This is a genomic window from Rhodococcus sp. P3_B8 (assembly GCF_056402775.1).
On record NZ_JBFUGT010000135.1, the window covers coordinates 1 to 17,227 of the forward strand.

Consider the following 17,227-nt stretch of genomic DNA (forward strand, 5'->3'; position numbering starts at 1 on the left):
ACGGTTACCCCGAACGAGGGCGGCAGGTGCCGCCACGCACATCCGCTGGTGAGCACGTACACGATCGCGGTGAACACCGCCCGGTCATCGGCCGGCGCACTGCCACCTCCCTGCGGCCGGGCGACAAAAGGAGGAATCAACGGTTCGACTATCTCCCACAACGCATCCGGAACCAACCTCAGTGACAACTCATCTACCACGCGTCACATTATGTCCCACAGGTCACTTCATCCACATGAGACACGCTCTAAGTGGCGCATAAATGCCCAAAGCGGAATGCCTCTCGAGCCCGCCGGAATGCGGCTTCGCGGGCACCCTGTCCAGTCGATTCTTGGGCCGACCACCCTGAGATTAGACTCACAGTCGTCGATAATCAACACACCGTCCACAAATGCGGCGAAGGCTAGGTGCGCCTGTCGCAGAATCTTGTCGACACACTGTTGACTATAACCGACAGGACGGGCATTCTTTGAGGCTACGGCGGCTGGCGCATCAGTCGTCGCCAGAGCCCACCAAGGAGGCGACTGTGAGTACACAAGCAGAAAATCGCAAGGTAGTGGATGGTTTTTGGGGCGACCTCGACAGCGGGCCGCCGACCGGGAAAGCGCTGGAGGCTTGGAAAGACTGGTTCGCCGAAGATGCTGTTTGGGAGATGCCGTTCGCCCCTGAGCCGCTTGCGAAAACCGTCCCCGGCCGCCAACTCATCGGCCACTTCATCGACTGGTTCTTCAAGTCCGTGCCCGACCTGAAGATCGACTCGTTGGTTGTGCACGACACGACTGATCCCGAGCTGTTCGTGCTCGAGCTACACGGCGAGGCGACCGTAACGCAGAACGGACACGTGTACGCGAACACCTATTGCACGCACATGCGAATCAGAGGCGGCAAGGTGGTCTTGATTCGCGAGTACTTCGATCCAAATATCGTCGAACAAGCCTTCGGCGTCGAAGTCATTGCCGAGGGTATGTCCCAGGTGATGGCAGCCGCAGGCCTGGAGGTAAGCAAGTGAAGCTCATCCCGGAATTTTCGTACACCGCAGAACTCGCTGCGCCGCAGGTCGTCGGTCCTGGACCATACGGAATGCGGCAGGTCCTCCCCGTTACCGGCGGCACTGTAAAGGGTGATCGACTGAGCGGTACAGCAGCCATCGGCGGCGGTGACTGGCTTCTGGCTGGAGATGACGGATTCGGGCGCCTGGATGTGCGCGCTCAGTTCCATACCGACGACGGTGCCGTCATCTACATGAGCTACCAGGGCCTGGTCGAGGTGACCGAAGCTGCCGCAGCCGCATTGACCGGCGGGGAATCGAGCACGAACTTTGGCGACCACTACTTTGTCACTACTCCGCGCCTCGAGTGCGGGGACGATAGGTACGGCTGGGTCAATCAGACCATCTTCGTGGGACAAGGGCGAATTACACCAGGACCCGTCATCGAGTTTCAGGTCTTCCGCGTAGCCCTGCAGTAGGAGGAACGGGAATACAGTCGGCGGGCCGCACATCGCATGAAATTGTGATGTCCGGCCCGCCGCTTTCGTGCGAAGCCCGCTTTCGTGTGAAGTTGGGAAGTTGGAAAGCGTGGCATCGACCGCCAAAATGAAGCCACGCAGCTCTGAGCGAAACCGGGCCGATGTGATGGCGAAACCGGGCCGATGTGATGAGTGATGACGACGTAGCGAGTTGCTCGACCCAGATCACCTAGCGCAGCAATCTAGACAACCCTTCCGCGAAGCCAGTGATAGCACGCTCTCCCTCGTCCACCACGCCGGCGAGTAGAAAGAAGCTATGCGGCATGCCCGCATACTCGTGTTGGATGACTGCGACGCCCGAAGCTTGCAGTTCAGACGCGTATCGACTGGCATCATCTGACACTGGATCGATCTCTGCGTTGATGATGAGCGCAGGCGGGGCGTTGTTCAGATTCATACTGAACAACGGCGAGACTTCCGGTGACTTTCGAAGCCACACGTTGGGCACGTATTGATCGATACACCATTCGAGTGCGGCACGCGAAAGAAGAGGCGCCGATCCGTATCTGTTTACAGAGTCACTACTCAAGGTCAGATCTAGCACCGGGCACAGAAGTCCCTGCGCCTTGACCGACGCACCGTCTGTACGTGCGTTGAGAGTCGCTGCGGTCGCCGCTGCGAGCATCCCCCCAGAGGAGTCTCCAGCAACCGCCAGTGCTTCGCCGTCAATTCTCAGTTCATCAGAACGATCGGCCACCCAGCAAAACGACTCGATCGCATCGGCGTGAGCGCTCGGATAGGTATTTTCGGGCGCAAGGCGGTACGCCACCGAGATCACGCGGAGAGCGCCCTGGACGCTCAACTCGCGACACAGTCGGTCATGAGAGTCCAGGCTGCCCCTGACGAAACCGCCACCGTGGAAGTACACGACACACGGCGCTGCCCCGGTTGTGCCTTTGGGAGAGTAACTCCGGGCATTGAGGACCCTCCCGCGAAGGGGAATCTCTAAGTCCCTCACGTCGCAATGTGGATTGAGATCACCTGCCAACCCGATCAATTTCTCGCCGACCGCCCTGTACGCGGTGATGGACACTTCCCACGGCTGCGCCGGTGGATTCGTTGACAGGGACGCCAGCAACTCGAGTACCTGAGGGTGCAGATCGCTCATGAATGGCCTGCACGGATCTTCGTCGCGGCACCTATGCGCTTTCGTAGCGGACTCACCAGTCGTCTCCTCCATTGCTGCTGTCAGGGGCGTACGACCGTCGACTAGTCGGGTCGCACGTCGGTGTTCCAACTTTGCACTTAGTGTTGGTCCTCGTCAACGTTGTGTCGATTATGCGCGGACCAGTGGCCTGGCCGCGCGTCGGCCTGCACCCGGATTATCCCTTTGAACTGCAGATTTGTTGAAATCCGACAGAGTGTTGACTATTATCGACTGTGAGTCTAGTCTCAAAAATGTCCGAGCCGTGACGTCACTCATCACCACGGCAAGCAACGAAAAAGGGGCCCTCATGGTCACGAAGTCCGATGTCGACCAGATTCAGCCGACGACAAACCGAGACGGGGAGAGCTACGTCTCCCACCGCAGCGATGTGCATTTCAACATGACCGGCGACTTCATGACCGGTGTAGATTTCTGGATTCATGCGACCGGTGAAAGCACCAATGGCCAGCTGATCATCATCGAGACCAACTGGGTTCGCGGAACCGAGCCGGTCTGGCACATCCATCACCGCGAAGAGGAAGGCTTCTTCGTGATGGACGGTGAAATCAAGATCCACACCGAAGCCGGGTCCTACAATGCTGGCGCGGGTCAATTCGTCTGGGGGCGCAAGGATCAGCGGCATACCTACGAGGTAGTCGGAGAAGAGGCGAGGATCCTCGTGATCTTCGTTCCGGGCCCCGACAGCAGCGGATTCGAGCCCGGCGGCGGCATCGACAAGTACTTCTACGAAGCGCGCGATCGCGAATTGCGCACTCCGGAGCAGCTAGCCGCAGAGGTGGAGAATCTCAAGACGAACTATGGCTTGGAGATGTTCCCCGAGTTGCCGCACCCCCGGGACGCCAAAGCTTAAGCGGCCCACAACATCAACTCGCCTCTTCGTGACTATGGAGTTTCTGTGATTACAAACGATGTCCATCTTGCAACGGTGCCGCACTGGATCGCTGGCACCTCCTCCAGCTCGACGAACGGGCGGAGGTCGGAGGTTGTCGATCCAGCCACGGGTCACGTACTGAGGCTTGTTGAGCTGGGCGACGCTGCTGTCGTCGACACGGCTGTAACCAGCGCCCGAAGCGCTGCGGGGGCCTGGGCTTCGACCCCGGCCCCCGTCCGCGCGACCACTCTCCACCGCTTCCGCGCCCTGATGCTCGAGCACAGTGACGAGCTTGCATCGATCATCACCTCGGAGCAGGGGAAAACTCTCGCAGACGCGAGAGGGGAGGTCGCCCGTTCTGTGGAAGCTGTCGAAGTTGCGATCTCCGTCGTGCAGCACCTCAAAGGTGAGTACGCAGAACAGGTCTCCAGGGGAGTTGACACATACTCGTTCCGCCAGCCACTCGGAGTGTGTGCTGGTATCACCCCATTCAACTTCCCCATCATGGTGCCGGTGTCAATGTTCGCGGCCGCGATCGCCTGCGGTAACTCGTTCGTGCTCAAACCAAGCGAGAGAGTGCCATCCGCCTCGGTGCGGCTGGCGCAACTGCTCGCCGAAGCCGAGCTACCCGACGGTGTCTTCAACGTCGTGCACGGTGGCGTTGACACGGTGAACGCGCTGATCGACCACCCGGACGTCGCTGCCATTTCCTTTGTGGGCTCCACCCCGGTTGCGCGTGAGATCTACAGCCGTTCCGCCGCTGCCGGCAAGAAGGTGCAGGCACTGGGTGGAGCGAACAACCATATGGTCGTCATGCCTGACGCCGACCTGGACGCAGCAGCGGACGCACTGGCGTCGGCCGCATACGGCGCCGCCGGTCAGCGATGCATGGCCGTGCCCATCGCGGTAGCGGTCGGGGAAATCGCGGACGAGCTAGTTGCCAAGACCGCGGAGCGGGCCACCGCCTTCCGTACCGGACCGGGGAACGCCGAAGGCACCGACATGGGGCCACTCATCTCAGAGGTCGCCATCGAACGAGTCAGAGGTGCGTTGGAGGCGGCACCTAGCCAAGGCGCAAAAGTCGTTGTAGACGGCCGTGTCACCATAGCGTCCGACGCCGGCTATTTTATCGGCCCCAGCTTGGTCGACAACGTAAGCGTCGACAGCGATCTCTATCAGAACGAGGTGTTCGGACCGATCCTGAGTGTGGTCCGCGTCGATGATCTCGACGAAGCACTGCGCATCGTGAACGCCAGCCCATATGGCAATGGTGCGACCATCTTCACCGCAAGTGGAGTGGCCGGTCGCCGATTCGTTCACAGCGTCCAGGCCGGAAGCGTCGGGATCAACGTTCCCATTCCAGTTCCGATCTCTTGGTTCGGATTCGGAGGTTGGGGCGACTCGCGGTTCGGCGATGACGGGCTCAACTACGATGCATATCGCTTCTACACCAAGTCCAAGGTCGTCACCCAACGTTGGACTGAACCCCGAACGGGCGTGTCCCCTCATTTCGTCGCCGCGAGGCACCAATGACGATGATCGATCTCTCCTCATCCTCGCCTTCCGACGATGCTCGAAAAGACAGCACCCCGCGGCTGGATCATGTGGGGATACTCGTCCGCGATCTCGAGTTGGCCACCACACATTGGCAGAGCAGATTCAACGTCAGCATCGCGCACACTTTCCAGGCACCCTCTCTCGCCATCCGCGCGACGTTTCTCGCGATAGCGTCGGCCAATGTCGAGCTCTACACCATCGACGATCCGGACGTTCTCGATCTCGCGCTGGGCGGAGCCTCGGCAAAGCTCGACCACATCGCGTTGCGGTTCGACGGAAACACGAGCGAACTCGATCTCGCTGGATGCACGATCCGCGGGCCCGGACGACCGGACCCGATCGGAGCTCCTTTCATCATCGCCGACTCAGAGCATGTATGGACCGAGCCACCTGGAATCGACATACTGCTACAGCTCATCACCCCGACGGAAAGCACACCGTAGCGCTGCGAACGTTGCCTCCCGACGGCCTCCACCATTTGTGAATGTGGGGGAGAAACCGGGGCCAGAACTGCACCGCCATTAGGCAAGTCAACGAACACAAGTGGTCACCCGGTACCCGGTACGCCGATCACCGGGAGGCACAACCAATCCGATGCACACTCACAAGAGGAGAGACCAATGGGACGCATGGACGGAAAGGTCGCCCTGGTAACAGGTGCGGCACGTGGAATGGGACGGGCACACGCAATCCGGCTCGCTGAGGAGGGCGCCAATATCCTCGCCATCGACTGTCCGCCGGACACCGGACTCCCGTATCCGACCGGATCATCTGATGACCTCCAGATCACCGTCAAAGAGGTCGAAGCACTGGGACGACGAATCATTGCACACGAGGGAGATGTCCGGAAGCAGTCGTCGCTCGACAAACTGGTTGCTGACGGCGTAAAGGCATTCGGTGGTCTGGACGTTGCGGTCGCCAACGCCGGGATCTGGACCGTACACCCGTTCCACGACATCCCTGAAGACGAATTCACCGCTGTTCTAGACGTCAATATCACCGGGGTGTGGCGCACCTTGAAGGCAGTGTCGCCGGCGATCACGGAACGGGGCGGCGGCTCGATCATCGTGACCTCTTCCGGCAACGGCGTGGAAGGGTCACCCCATTACGCCCACTATGTCGCGTCGAAGCACGGCGTAATAGGGCTGGCGAAAAGCGCTGCGCTCGAGTTTGGTCAGTACGGAATTCGAGTCAATATCTTGCTCCCGGGGCCGACTGATACTCCAGCCCTCGACTGGCAGGGTGGATATGATCTCTGTGCAGGTAAAGGCCCCGGTCAGGGCGTGAAAGAAGACCTCGAAGGCGCGAAGTACTGGTCTGCCCTTCGCGATGTCGGGTTGCTGCCACCACTTGCCATGAGCGAAGCGGTGCTGTGGCTTGCGTCCGACGAGTCTCGTTGGACAACCGGACTCGAGATGCACGTTGACGGTGGCCATATGCTGATGCCGGGACTGAACATGGCAAAGATGGCCGCCGATCAACCACAGTAACAACTCGACCTATCTTCGACTGGAAGAGAACCCACTTCCTGAAGTCCGCATTTTCCATGCGCGACAAAGCTGAATAGAACAAATCGATCGCAGCGAACCGGTTTTTTTTTAACCAGTTCGCTGCGATTGCTCTGAACGACCCGAACTAATCGCTCTTCGAGCGGCCTCTCCATTCCAAACCGAATACCGTTCTAAGCCACACTGTGGTGACCGTCTCCACCATGTCTTCGGTGCGAATTGCATTCTCGCTTCGCATGCTCATAAGTCCCAGGTTCCGTTCGCCCATCCAAATGAGCGCTGCCGCCAGTGAACGAGCCGGTGGTCCATCAAGAGCCACACCCGCAACTCTGTCGCGCTCGATCGCAGCGGCCGCCGCATCGACAAAACGACCCAGTATTTTGTCCCACTGGGCCCCCAAAGTGGGTTCGGCCGCCGCTGCATCACCGACCTCGCGCAGGACGTGTCCATGCCGCTCCCACACGACCATGACCTCCGATACTGCATGCTCGATGGCAGCCTCCGGAGAAATCCCGGGAGGTCGCTCGAAGATCATTGCTGATGCAGTGAACACATCGGCCGTCACACTCGATAGAAGCGCCGAAAGAACCTGCCATTTAGATTCGAAATAAAAATAGAAGGATGAACGCGACAAACCCGCTCGCTTGGCAAGGTCATCAATCGAAACGTTCCGTAACGGCTCGGTGCGCAGAATCTCATATGCGCCCTCGAGGATTGCTTGCTCGCGCCTGTCGCCCTTGAGATTGCGCCTACCAGTCCGGGGTTCGGATCCGTTGAGACCGTTTGAGAACGAAGTCGCCATGCCTACAGAGTAGGCTAGTTCAACCTGCATATGTAGCCGGGGGTGCGGTGTCCGTCCACGATTTGCCATGCTGCATCGCCCGAGATGGTCTCTCGGATTGCACGGCAGTTCGGTAGAACTATCGGGGGCAAATTCCCAGTTCGGTCTTGACCAAGTTGGAATACAGATACCGATTTAATGGTCATGTTGATAGTCAAAGACTGGGGCGGAATTGGTGACTCGGCGCCCATTTCACGACTCGACAATCCATGTGCTTTCCGTGCAAAGTCCTCGGCTCGCGCGAGCGTCAACCATCAACGGCGCAGCGTCAAGTCAGCCCTCGTCCTCATTGCGTAGGCAAGCAACTGGCGAAGTGCCTCGACTGTACGTTGATTATACTCGACACATCGTCTATTGTACGTATGTGAACCACGACGGGCAACGTTCATCGGCACGCTGGCGAGACCCGCTCGCGTAGTAACTCGTAATTCAGGTCGGTACGCTCACTTGCGCGACGCTCTTTCACTTCCCGAAGCGCTGGCGCATCCGTAGCCCTCCTGACGCCACGCCAACCCAGGAGAAGTCGTTTCGATGTCATCAAATCTTGCGAACAATCTTGTCGAGACTGCTCGGCTACTGGGCGATCGACCCGCGATCCGGCTTGATGAAACCACCTTGGATTATGCAGAGTTCCATCGTGCCGCTGCGGCAGTGGCGGGCGACCTGCATTCGCGAGGTATTCGATCCGGCGATCGGGTCGGCATCGTACTGCCGAACGTCCCTGCGTTTCCGGTCATCTTCTACGGGATTCTGATGGCAGGCGCCGTCGCAGTTCCGATCAACCCCATGCTCAAGGAGCGTGAGATCACATATTACTTGGACGATTCTGGGATGGCTCTCATCTATGGCTCGCGGTCTCGCGGGGATCTGGTTGCGAAAGCCGCACTAGCGAAGAAGATTCCCGCGCTGTTGGTCGACGACCGTGGTCCGAGCGACGCTGATCTGACTGGGAATCCGATCGATGAACCTGTGGAGCGTAGCCGTGACGACACCGCAGTTCTTCTCTATACCTCTGGGACGACGGGGAGTCCTAAGGGAGCGGAACTCACCCACGAGAATATGTCGACCAATGCTTCGACGACTGCTGAGACTCTGATTCAGACCGGGTCCAGTGATGTCATCTTGGGGTGCCTGCCACTGTTCCACGTGTTCGGCCTAACCTGTGGGCTGAATGCCGCGGTGAAGTCAGGAGCGCTCCTGACTCTGATCCCCAAGTTTGACGCGGAATCAGCCCTGCGTGTTCTGGTTCGAGATGAGGTTACAGTTCTCGAAGGGGTCCCCACCATGTACTCCGCGATGCTCAACTCTCCCGACGCCGACTCCGTCGAGCTATCCCATCTTCGCTGCTGCATCGTAGGGGGGGCGCCGATGCCTGTCGAGGTTCTCAAGGCATTCGAACAAACATTCGAATGCGAGATTTACGAGGGGTACGGACTTTCTGAAACCGCACCCATCGCTTGTTTCAACCAGCCCGGACACCCACGCAAAGCCGGCACGATCGGGATTCCCGTGCGCGGATGCACGCTGCGACTAGTCGACGACGGCGACAACGAAATTGTCGGATGTGATGAGGCCGGAGAAATCCAAATTCGCGGCGAGAACGTGATGAAGGGATACTGGGCTCGTCCGGCGGCCACCGCGGAGGCCATAAGCGACGGCTGGTTCCGCACAGGAGACATCGCCACACGAGATAGCGATGGCTACTACAGCATCGTTGACCGGAAAAAGGACATCATCATTCGGGGTGGTTACAACGTGTACCCACGCGAAGTGGAAGAGGTTCTGTACGAGCATCCAGCTGTTGCCGAGGCAGCTGTTGTAGGTATCAAACACACCCATCTCGGGGAGCAAATCGGAGCTGCCGTATCGCTCAAACGCGGAGCGCACGTCGAGCCGTCTGAGATAATCGAGTTTGTTCGCGCCAGGCTCGCCGAGTACAAGTACCCCCGGCAGATTTGGTTTGTCCCCAGCCTCCCGAAAGGACCGACCGGCAAAATTCTTCGCAGGCAAGTTGAGCCGCCCGCCGTGGGCTGACCTTCACAGATCCGAACGGGCGGTGAGTTTGCCCGTTAGGACGCTCGCCCTTCACTTGGGGGAAGGTCTCACTGCTCATCTGTGGCCGGTCCATGCCTGAGACGCGCTTGGTCTGCGCAAACTGCACGTTGAAATAACGTCCTACCACCAGCCTCAAGCGGGGAGACGGTGCGGATCCCGCCCTGCTCCGGTGCGCAACCACAGGCCGACCGGTGGTTTACTCCACTCAAGTTTGACTGACTGAAAAATCCCGGCCGCCCGATTTCCTGTCGGTGGCGATCCGTAGACTCGGATACGTTCTGGTGAGCATCCCCCCAGATTTTGTTCCTAGAACACCCCAGTGCCCCGGCGTCACCCCCCCCGACGCCGGGGCACACTCGTGCGCACCGGCGGACGAGAAGAGCGAGAAAAGACGGAGTCGAGGTCAGGGCGGTTCCCGTTGGGCGATCCCATCGCGCTGCGCTTCGACCCGGAGACCAAACACCGACTCGACGAGTAGTCCTCACGACATCGAGGTGCGGCGTCGGTTAACTCTGCGCGGCTCGACGTTGGGACGAGTAACTTCGAGCGGGCACACAATCGACACGGTTCGGCAATCCGAGGCCCTTCATGAATGAGTTTGATCCCTTCGCTACCCGTCCGGATGTGGCCGGGTCGGTCGTCGCGGACTTGGCGGCGGCCGGGTTCGCCGACGCCGCGGAGATCGGGCGCGGGGGTTTCGGGGTCGTCTACCGCTGTCGGCAGACTGCGCTCGATCGCACTGTGGCGGTGAAGGTGCTGACCGGGGATCTCGACGAGGACAGCCGTGCGCGATTTCTGCGTGAGCAGCGTGCCGCGGGCCGGCTGACCGGCCATCCCAATGTCGTCAACGTCCTGCAGGTCGGAGTCACCGAGCACGACCGGCCGTACATTGTCATGCCCTTCTATGCCCATGACTCTCTCGATGCCCGCATCCGCAGGCGGGGTCCGTTGAGACTGGAGGAGGTGCTGCGCGTCGGCGTCAAGATCGCCGGTGCCCTACAAGCCGCCCACGACCTCGGTATCCTCCATCGTGACGTCAAGCCGGCTAACATTTTGCTCACCGATTACGGGGATCCCGCGTTGACAGACTTCGGGATCGCGCACATCTCGGGCGGGTTCGAAACCACCGCTGGAGTTGTGACCGGATCGCCGGCCTTCACGGCACCCGAGGTCATTGCCGGTGGCGCACCGAGTCCGGCCGCCGATGTGTACGGTCTGGGCGCGACCTTGTTCGCCGCCGCCACCGGCCACGCTGCCTTCGAACGCCGGAGTGGTGAGCAACTGGTCGCCCAGTTCGTCCGGATCACGACCGAGCCGACGCCGAACCCGCGAGAGCACGGCATCGCGAACGATGTCAGCACTGTGATCGAGGCGACGATGGCAAACGATCCTGCCAGTCGGCCATCCGTCGGGGAACTGGGCAGACAACTGACGCACCTGCAACGCCAGCATCGCTATCCTGTCGACGACATGGCCGCGCGCGCCGGCTACGAGAAAACTCACGCGGGCGACTCCAGTCACCCACCACCGGCGCACCCACCGCACGATAGTGAGTCACCAGCTGCTCATTCAGTCCGCACCGGGGCGCTGCCGCTGGAGTTGACCAGCTTTATCGACCGTCGCGAGGAGACGGCGAAGGTCACAAACTTACTCTCGACGGCCCGCATGGTGACCTTGACCGGGATGGGAGGAGTGGGCAAGACCCGACTGGCGCTGCGAGTCGCCGGTCGAACCCAGACGCGTTTCGCTGATGGTGTGTTCCTGATCGATCTGGGCGAGCTGCGCGATGACTCGCTTCTCGTCAACGTGGTGGCGGATGCGCTGGGTTTACGCGACAGAACCGCGAGGCCACTTCCCGAGGTCCTCGCGGAATTCATCGCCCCGCGCGAAGTGCTGCTCGTTCTGGACAACTGCGAGCAGGTGCTCGACGCGGTCGCGAAACTCTCCGAAGCGCTGCTCCGCACCAGCCCGGGCCTGCGGATGCTCCTGACCAGCCGCGAGCCGATCGGCATCAGCGGCGAGGTAGCGCTACCGATAGCCCCGCTTGCGGTACCCGACGCCGACCATCTGCCGAGACGGCTGCCCGGCAACGACGCAATGGCACTGTTCGCCGAGCGGGGCGCCGCGGTCCTGCCCGGCTTCGAGGTCACCGACGACAACAAGGTGACCATCGCCCGGATATGCCAGCACCTCGACGGCCTGCCGTTGGCGATCGAGCTGGCCGCCGCACGACTTCGGGCGATCTCCCCAGAGGAGATTCTCGAGCGACTCACCGACCGCTACCGGTTCCTGACCCGCGGACGCAGAGACGCCCCGTCACGGCAACAGACCCTGCGGATGTGCATCGACTGGAGCCATGACCTGTGCACACCCCTGGAACAACTGATGTGGGCTCGCCTGTCCATGTTCGCCGGTAGCTTCGAACTCAATGCGGCCGAGCAGATCTTCGGGCAGGACCCGACCGTTGACGATTTCCTGGACACCGTCACCTCTCTCGTCGACAAGTCGATTCTCATTCGAGAACAGTCGGCTCCGGTCGCTCGGTTCCGGATGCTCGAGACCGTGCGCGACTACGGCCGGGAGAAGATCCGCGCCGACACCGACTACTCCGAGCTGCGCACCCGATACAGAAACTGGTACGTGCAGCTGTCCTCGGACGCCGAGGCTGACTGGGTCGGTCCGCGGCAACTCGAGTGGCTGACCCGATTGGTCGCCGAACTGCCGAACTTCCGACAGGCACAAGAGTTTTGCCTCTCCGAAGATCCCGAGTCCGGGCTTGGCATGGCCGCAGCGCTGTTCCCTCTCTGGTTATCGCGCGGTTTATTGACCGAAGGACGGCGCTGGATCGATGGGCTCCTGGCGCAGTCGCCCCGCACCGTAGGCGTTGACCGCGCCAAGGCAATACTCTGGGCCAGCGTGATGGCCGGAGTGCAGGGCGACCTGCAGGCATCGATCACCCTGATCCAAGAAGGACGGACACTTACCGATCGATCGGCCGATCCTCTGCTGCGGGCGCACATCGACCTTGCCGAAGGTTACCGTGCCTTTTACGGCGGCGACGTCGACTCTGCACAAGTTCATTTCGAAGCCGCACGACCAACCTACGCCGCCGTGCCGAGCGCGCTTGCTCTCCACATCCTCTTGTTGCAGGGTCTCGGGTTCGCGTACGAGTTGCTCAATCACACTGAGCGCGCCATCGAATGTTACGAGAGTGCACTCGCGGTCACCGAAGAGCATGGTGAAGCAGTGCATCGGTCGTATTTGCTGTGGGCCCTGGCCGTGGTGGTGTGGCGACACGCCAATACCGAACGGGCGAACGAGCTACTCCAACAGGCGCTCCGCGCTGCTCGGAAAGTCAATGAGCGGCTCGTCATCAGCATGTGCCTACAAGCACTCGCGTGGATCGCTGCCGAGGAAGGTGCTTTCGAACGAGCCGTGGTGTTGACCTCGGCTGCAGAAAACCTCAGCAATGCCATGGGGAGTTCCCCGATCTTCGTATCTGGGTTGGTCCCGTACCGCGAGAGAAGCGAACGGGATACACGGAGGGCGCTGAGCGAAAAGACATTTGCCGCGGCTCAGAGAAAAGGGAACAAGCTGGGAGTGGAGTCCGCGGTCGCCTACGCACTCGGTGAGCAAAGTCCGGCGTCAAACACACCGACCACTGGACAGGCCGGTCCGACCAAGCGCGAGCGTGAGGTCGCCGAGTTGGTCGCCGAGGGGTTGACCAATAGAGAGATAGCGTCCCGCTTGACGATATCTGTGCGTACCGCGCAGGGACACATCGAACACCTTCTTGCCAAGTTGGGCTTCACCTCGCGTGCCCAGATCGCCGCATGGGTGGTGGAATCACGGCGAATCATGCCCTGACACAATGTGGTACGGACGCTCAGTCTCTACAGGCGCCCGGAAATTCGTTGACGTTGGTCGATTAGCGTTCCAGAAGCAACAGCGACACTACTCGGAGGTTGCGAGGCAGGACTCGACACAGCGCGACGGAGGACACCCCGGCATTGCTCTGACGGAGAAGCGGGAACAGTTCGCGATAGCGCCCCGTGGGGTGGTGGGCTTTGAGGTTGAATCCTCGGTGCCTACTCGCCACGGGTGATCGCGGCGATGGCTTCAGTATCGCCGCTGGGGCCCAGCAACGCCATCGACCCCTCGGAGAGGTAGCGGCGCTCGCTGGAGTGCCACTCGCCGTGCATGTCGGCCGGGACCGCACCGACGAGTCGGATCACGGCCGCCTCGTTCGGGAATATGCCCACGACGCGGGCTCTGCGCTTGCTCTCCTTGTTTACCCGCTCCAACGGATTGGTCGACCAGATTTTCGACCAATGCGCCCGCGGAAATGTGCTGAACGCCAAAACCTCTGCCTTCGCCTGGTCCATCAGCGGACCGATCTTGGGGAACCGGCCGACCAACTGATCACGAACCTCGTCCCCCGTGGGGGCGGCGGTGGCGGGATCGGGCTGGGCGAAGTTTCGGGATCCGCAATGGGACGTCGCCGGCCTGGGTGGCCACCAACCGGGGCCTGACCCCGTTGCGTTCGGTGGTGCGGGCCTCGGTGCGTTCATAGCGGCCCGCGCCGATCTGTTCGGTGGCTTCGGTTTCGATCAGTTCTTGCATGACCATCCGGACCGATTCACGGATCAGATCCACGCCTTCTCCGGCACGGAATGCGTCGAGTAGCTCGGACAGGGCAGACTGGGACAGGGCCATCGGTGGACCTCTTTCTTCGATGCGTGCTTGGCGGTACACACCGAAGATCCCGCCGATGGCCCTCTCTACGTCGGAGCCGCGCCGCTCAGTCCCAAACCCCACTACTCCACCGGGACGCCTACCAGTTCGCTCGGCTGATCCGGCTAGGGGTGAGTAACTCTGAGGCGTGCCGCCGTGTCGGAATCAACCGCCGGACCGGGACACGATGACGGTTCGGTCGCACGATGACGTCCACTCGCCGTGGCAGCGCGGCAGCAATGAGAACCTCAACGGGCCTCTGCGTCAGTACTTTCCCAAAGCCAGCGACCTCAGCATAGCCAGCGACCTCAGCATCCATACGTCAGAGCGGTCTGGTCGAGGTTGCCTCCCAGTTGAATACTCGACCCCGCAAGACCCTGGAGTGGGCAACTCCGGTTTCGCTCCTTACTGAAATACCCTCATCCCACGACAAGCCCGACTGTTGTGACGTTCGCTAGATTCTGCCCACCAAAAGGCACRCCGAGTGGTCCGATTCTGATCCCGGACGCCAACCTCTGCCATGGAAGGTCCGATGGATCGGCAGCGACAGGGCCGGGGGCCTTCGCAACGAGAATGGAATGAGCGATCGGTTGGAAGTCCGCTCGGAAATGCACCGAACTCTTGACGACCACGATTTCGCTATCTTCGGGTTCTAAGCCGACCATCCGGAATTGGTTGCGGTCGAATAACTGTGACTTCCAGGTTGTGACGACGATTCTGACGCCGCCAATTCGAAGGCAGGCGGATGGGCCCTGGTCGATCTCATTGCCACGCATCATCGGGCCGCCGAAGCGGCACCGACCATCTGAGACTCGCTCCACTACGAACGTCTCTTTGAGGGGTTCATCGCCAGGGATACTCGATTGGCCGCCGAGAGCGACCGTGATCGGTTGCCCCGGTCCCGCTGCGTGCGCGGCTGAAGCGACGTCGGGGTCACAAATCGCACCGACTATTGCGCGCTCCGCATCGGCGTCGAGAAGAGCCCGGATAATGCCCATCGTATTGGCGTTACCACCAGCTCCCGGATTATCCTGGGTGTCCGCAATGATTACGGGGCGGGTGGATGCGCCCGCAATCCTGATGGCATCGCCCACGGCGGCCGACGGACCCTGTAGCGATACCATCCATTCGGACTCGCGTCCGACAACTTCGTTGTAGAGGAGCTCGACGGMGCGCTCAAGGTCCGCCCGGTCACTTCCATATCCCCACACTGTGGGCCCGCACTCAGGAAAGTCGCTGCTCGGGAATCCGGCGGCAAAGGACATGCACGAGGTATCGCCCCCAAGAGCTCCGAGTTTTTCGTAAACGAGTCCTGCCGGGTCTGTGAATGTGCATCCCGCATTGATCGGGATCAGAAATGGGATGCGTCGAATCACGCAATGGAGGGTTTCCCCAGCAGTGAGCCTGAGCAGCAAACCCGCGGCTCGCGCCCCCGTTTCGGCCATGTCGGTGTGGGGATACGTGCGGTAGGCAACGAGAGCGTCGGCGTTCTCGACCATTCGAGCCGTGACATTGGCGTGCAGGTCCAGACTTGCGACGATGGGCACTCTCTCCCCGACGATCGCCCGCAATCGAGTTAGAAGTTCGCCTTCACCATCGTCATGGTGCTCCGCGACCATCGCTCCGTGGAGGTCGAGGTAGATGGCATCGGGGGCGGCGACGGCAGCCGCGGATGTTATCTCACCGCAGATCCTTTCATATGTATCGCGTGTCACTGGAGCAGACGGGCTCGCCCCTGCCCAGATGACCGGCACGATCGTAATACCTTTGCTCTTGACCTCCTTGAGGAACCCTCCCATCGGGATGTTGACCTCCTCGAGTTCGTGCACAGAGTCTCCCCGTCGCAGAGCGGGAAATCCCTCGCCGTTGACGAAGCTGTCGTAACTCGCGGGCGGTCCCACTGCGAATGTGTTCGTTTCGTGTTGGAAGCCTGCCACTAGTATGCGCACAGTAAATTCCTCCTCATGGTTCGGTTCTAAGGGTTTCTGTTGGCAAGGGGAGCAGAGTCGCGAGCCAAGGGTCGGGGGCTCGGGTCATCTACCGCGAACGGCGATTTGCGGGGAAGGCGGTTCGCGAAGATCAGCAACCCGCCGACGAGCACCACCCCTGCCATGACCACTAACCCGGGGGACGCGCTTCCAGTCGAATCCTTGATGTAGCCGATCAGTGTCGGGCTGAAGAATCCGCCGAGTAAGCCGATGCTGTTGATGAAGGCAATACCGCCCGCGGCGGCTGTTCCGCTGAGGTAGCCGGCTGGGATGGCCCAGAATACGATATAAGCACCCTGTAGGCACGCTGTGGCCACGATGATCGCAACGAACGAGACGAGGAAATTGTTCGCCGTCAGCGCTGAGATAAGAAGCGCGGCCGCAGCGGCAAGGGCTGGCACGGAGCTGTGCAGGCGTCGTTCGCCCCGCTTGTCCGAGTGGCGGGCGAGTGGAAACATAACGAGCAGCGCGACGAGATAGGGGGCTGCGGACAAGTGCCCGATTTGCGTCGTGCTTGCGACTCCGTTTTCTTTGAGAATCGTCGGCAACCAGAATGCGACGGTGTACAGGCCGCCGATCAGGCAAAAGTACCCGATGGCCAGCGCGTAAATGCGGGGATCCCGCAAGACTTGTCGAAAGTTATGGGTGGACGCAGCGTCCTCCGTATCCGACACCTCCTGCTGGATTACTGCCTTCTCGGCGTCGGTGAGCCAACTCGCCAGGTTCGGCCGGTCTACCAACGTTTTCCACACGACGAACCCGAGCAGGACACATGGCAGACCCTCGGCGAGAAACATCCATTGCCACCCTGCGAGACCGAGCGTTCCGTCGAACCTGGTGATTGTCCAGGACGAGATCGGCCCGCCGATCATTGATCCCAGCGGTCCAGGGATCATTAGCAGAGCCATCGCTCCAGCCATCCGAGCCCGCGGAAACCATAAGGTCAGGTAGAAGATGATGCCAGGCGCGAAACCGGCC

Annotated in this window: 14 protein-coding genes and 2 pseudogenes; 9 read left to right on the top strand and 7 right to left on the bottom strand. The window is 60.8% G+C overall.

Features of this window, described 5'->3' with window-relative positions; translation table 11 throughout:
* Positions 1 to 200 (bottom strand): transposase (locus AC1D1G_RS28435; RefSeq protein WP_477954645.1); only part of this gene is annotated, 200 nt, incomplete at its 3' end.
* 326 nt (positions 201 to 526) lie between these two features.
* On the opposite strand from AC1D1G_RS28435, the gene AC1D1G_RS28440 reads away from it, so the two are divergent.
* Together AC1D1G_RS28440 and AC1D1G_RS28445 are read left to right on the top strand one after the other, a co-directional pair.
* Positions 527 to 1,009 (top strand): nuclear transport factor 2 family protein, encoded by a 483-nt coding sequence (locus AC1D1G_RS28440; RefSeq protein WP_206017091.1) that lies wholly within the window; start codon positions 527 to 529, stop codon positions 1,007 to 1,009.
* On the top strand, positions 1,006 to 1,467 hold the full coding sequence (locus tag AC1D1G_RS28445; protein WP_133988331.1) for a DUF3237 domain-containing protein: 462 nt from the start codon (positions 1,006 to 1,008) through the stop codon (positions 1,465 to 1,467). The genes AC1D1G_RS28440 and AC1D1G_RS28445 overlap by 4 nt, the downstream gene beginning before the upstream one ends.
* A gap of 229 nt (positions 1,468 to 1,696) precedes the next feature.
* Here AC1D1G_RS28445 and AC1D1G_RS28450 read toward each other — a convergent pair whose 3' ends face one another.
* Positions 1,697 to 2,635, bottom strand: coding sequence for an alpha/beta hydrolase (locus AC1D1G_RS28450; protein WP_206017092.1), 939 nt, complete (start codon positions 2,633 to 2,635; stop codon positions 1,697 to 1,699).
* A gap of 346 nt (positions 2,636 to 2,981) precedes the next feature.
* Here AC1D1G_RS28450 and AC1D1G_RS28455 point away from each other — a divergent pair, with 346 nt between their 5' ends.
* From AC1D1G_RS28455 to AC1D1G_RS28470, 4 genes are all read left to right on the top strand, one after another.
* A complete protein-coding gene (locus AC1D1G_RS28455) occupies positions 2,982 to 3,545 on the top strand; it encodes a cupin domain-containing protein (protein WP_133988475.1) in 564 nt (187 codons plus the stop codon).
* 48 nt (positions 3,546 to 3,593) lie between these two features.
* A complete protein-coding gene (locus AC1D1G_RS28460; RefSeq protein ID WP_133988473.1) occupies positions 3,594 to 5,099 on the top strand; it encodes a CoA-acylating methylmalonate-semialdehyde dehydrogenase in 1,506 nt (501 codons plus the stop codon).
* Entirely contained in the window at positions 5,096 to 5,566 is a 471-nt protein-coding gene (locus tag AC1D1G_RS28465) for a VOC family protein (protein ID WP_241031889.1), read from the top strand. The genes AC1D1G_RS28460 and AC1D1G_RS28465 overlap by 4 nt, the downstream gene beginning before the upstream one ends.
* Before the next feature lie 177 nt (positions 5,567 to 5,743).
* The gene (locus AC1D1G_RS28470; protein WP_133988329.1) at positions 5,744 to 6,613 is read left to right on the top strand and encodes a mycofactocin-coupled SDR family oxidoreductase; all 870 of its coding nucleotides are present in this window, start codon (positions 5,744 to 5,746) and stop codon (positions 6,611 to 6,613) included.
* A 145-nt stretch (positions 6,614 to 6,758) separates the two neighbouring features.
* On the opposite strand, the gene AC1D1G_RS28475 is transcribed toward AC1D1G_RS28470, so the two are convergent.
* On the bottom strand, positions 6,759 to 7,433 hold the full coding sequence (locus AC1D1G_RS28475; RefSeq protein ID WP_133988328.1) for a TetR/AcrR family transcriptional regulator: 675 nt from the start codon (positions 7,431 to 7,433) through the stop codon (positions 6,759 to 6,761).
* A gap of 570 nt (positions 7,434 to 8,003) precedes the next feature.
* On the opposite strand from AC1D1G_RS28475, the gene AC1D1G_RS28480 reads away from it, so the two are divergent.
* Both AC1D1G_RS28480 and AC1D1G_RS28485 read left to right on the top strand, forming a co-directional pair.
* The gene (locus AC1D1G_RS28480; protein WP_133988327.1) at positions 8,004 to 9,506 is read left to right on the top strand and encodes a long-chain-fatty-acid--CoA ligase; all 1,503 of its coding nucleotides are present in this window, start codon (positions 8,004 to 8,006) and stop codon (positions 9,504 to 9,506) included.
* 609 nt (positions 9,507 to 10,115) lie between these two features.
* On the top strand, positions 10,116 to 13,394 hold the full coding sequence (locus tag AC1D1G_RS28485; protein WP_477954648.1) for a protein kinase domain-containing protein: 3,279 nt from the start codon (positions 10,116 to 10,118) through the stop codon (positions 13,392 to 13,394).
* 221 nt (positions 13,395 to 13,615) lie between these two features.
* On the opposite strand, the pseudogene AC1D1G_RS28490 reads toward AC1D1G_RS28485, so the two are convergent.
* Both AC1D1G_RS28490 and AC1D1G_RS28495 read right to left on the bottom strand, forming a co-directional pair.
* Positions 13,616 to 13,963: pseudogene (locus tag AC1D1G_RS28490) on the bottom strand (transposase); the annotation flags it as partial.
* Positions 13,950 to 14,243: a transposase gene (locus AC1D1G_RS28495; RefSeq protein ID WP_477954649.1), complete on the bottom strand. Its 294-nt coding sequence runs from the start codon at positions 14,241 to 14,243 to the stop codon at positions 13,950 to 13,952. The pseudogene AC1D1G_RS28490 and the gene AC1D1G_RS28495, both read right to left, overlap by 14 nt.
* 226 nt (positions 14,244 to 14,469) lie before the next feature.
* Here AC1D1G_RS28495 and AC1D1G_RS28500 point away from each other — a divergent pair.
* Positions 14,470 to 14,719: pseudogene (locus AC1D1G_RS28500) on the top strand (transposase); the annotation flags it as partial.
* Here the strand turns inward: AC1D1G_RS28500 and AC1D1G_RS28505 are convergent.
* Both AC1D1G_RS28505 and AC1D1G_RS28510 read right to left on the bottom strand, forming a co-directional pair.
* A complete protein-coding gene (locus AC1D1G_RS28505; RefSeq protein ID WP_477954650.1) occupies positions 14,681 to 16,210 on the bottom strand; it encodes a M81 family metallopeptidase in 1,530 nt (509 codons plus the stop codon). The pseudogene AC1D1G_RS28500 and the gene AC1D1G_RS28505 sit on opposite strands and share 39 nt — an antisense overlap.
* Positions 16,211 to 16,236: 26 nt before the next feature.
* Positions 16,237 to 17,227, bottom strand: a 991-nt coding sequence (locus tag AC1D1G_RS28510; RefSeq protein WP_477954652.1) for an MFS transporter, incomplete at its 5' end; no start/stop codon positions are given.